This window comes from Streptomyces sp. NPDC002130, from assembly GCF_040296465.1.
In the GTDB taxonomy this organism is placed as follows: domain Bacteria; phylum Actinomycetota; class Actinomycetes; order Streptomycetales; family Streptomycetaceae; genus Streptomyces.
In genome coordinates this window covers 1-1428 of sequence record NZ_JBEOXI010000837.1, presented here as the reverse complement: position 1 = coordinate 1428, position 1428 = coordinate 1, and the positions used below count along the sequence as shown (strand labels likewise).

Sequence of the window (1428 nt, the reverse complement as noted above, 5' to 3'; positions counted from 1 at the left end):
GCCGCAAATCGTGGCGACGAACCAAGCGATACGTCCAGATCATGGGCATCGTCGTGCGAGCGGGAGGCGGGCCCGCTCTCCGTGCTGGGCCATCAGCGCCTCAGTTCGGGGACGCGCTGGTGGAAGTAATCAACCGGTGCGGTGTCACTTTCGTCAAGCTGGGACAGATCCTCGGCACGCGAGACGACCTCATACCACCCGAGTTGGCTCGCACTCTCTCGTCTCTGCAAAGTTCGGCACGACCGGCTGATCCAGTCCGCATTGCGGAGCTACTGGCATCGGAACTCGGGGATACCCCCGAGGCGGTGTTCTCTTGGTTCGATATGGAGCCGTTCGCCGCCGCCTCTGTTGCACAGGTTCATTCCGCGCGCACCACCGAAGGCACCGATGTGGTGGTGAAGGTTCAACGACCCGAGGCCGGCACACAGGTGAGCGTGGATTGCGATATCTTCCTCCGCGTGTCATCGCTTGCGGAGACCCGCTTTCCTTGGGCACACGATATCGGCGTTCATCGACTCGCCGGCGGCCTCGTCACGTCACTACTCGAGGAACTCGACTACCGCACCGAAGCAGCGAATACCGGCGCGATTGCCTCCACCATGTCGAACCGCCCGGATATCGTCGTTCCTCACATCTACCCCAGCCTCAGTAGCGGACGGGTGCTCGTGATGGAACGTCTTCGCGGCGCACCACTTTCCGATGGCGAGGCAGCGCTCACCGACGTCGATGTCGACACCCGCAGCAGTATTGCCACCGAACTTCTTGCGTCGTTGCTCGACGGGATCTTCGTCCACGGGGTATTCCACGCCGATCTTCACCCCGGAAACATCCTGATCCTCGACGACGGACGTATCGGGCTACTCGACTTCGGGGCTGTCGGAGTTCTGGACGGAGAGACACGGATCCTGTTCGCCGTGCTCCTGAACGCCGCCCTGGCAGGTGATCCGGTGGCGACCGTCGACGCGATGCTCATGGCATTCGACGTACCGTCCGAAGTGGATCTCGAGGGCACGGCGCGCCAGATCGATCCCCTTGAGCTCGGGCTCCGGAGCCGCGCTGCTGTCTTCAGTCATCGATCTCGACCTCCTGATCCGTCGAGCCTACGGGCACTATCCGCGATATCCGACCGTCTCCGGTATCGGAAGCTTCGACGCCGAACTTGGTCGCCTCGAGTTCGTCCGGCACGTCCTCGGGAACAGCGGCCGTGATCAGCACCTGTTCTGCGGTGGCGGCAACGGTGGCGAGCGCACGACGCCGACGACGGTCCAATTCCGCGAACACGTCGTCGAGCATCAATACCGGGTCGCCCTTCGTCAACTGGGTGCCCGCCGCCTACGTGCTGGGGCGGCCGTACCCGATCGGGCCCTACGGCGTGCTGCCGTTCCGGCACGGTCTCGGGATCGACGAGGAGGACGGGATGGGGGTCCC

General features: G+C 63.8%; 2 protein-coding genes. Both read left to right on the top strand.

Features of this window, described 5'->3' with window-relative positions; translation table 11 throughout:
* Positions 1 to 1208: ABC1 kinase family protein (locus ABT116_RS46135; RefSeq protein WP_502984075.1), on the top strand; the 1208-nt coding region annotated here is incomplete at its 5' end.
* Positions 1205 to 1428: hypothetical protein (locus ABT116_RS51210; RefSeq protein ID WP_502984074.1), on the top strand; the 224-nt coding region annotated here is incomplete at its 3' end. The genes ABT116_RS46135 and ABT116_RS51210, both read left to right, overlap by 4 nt.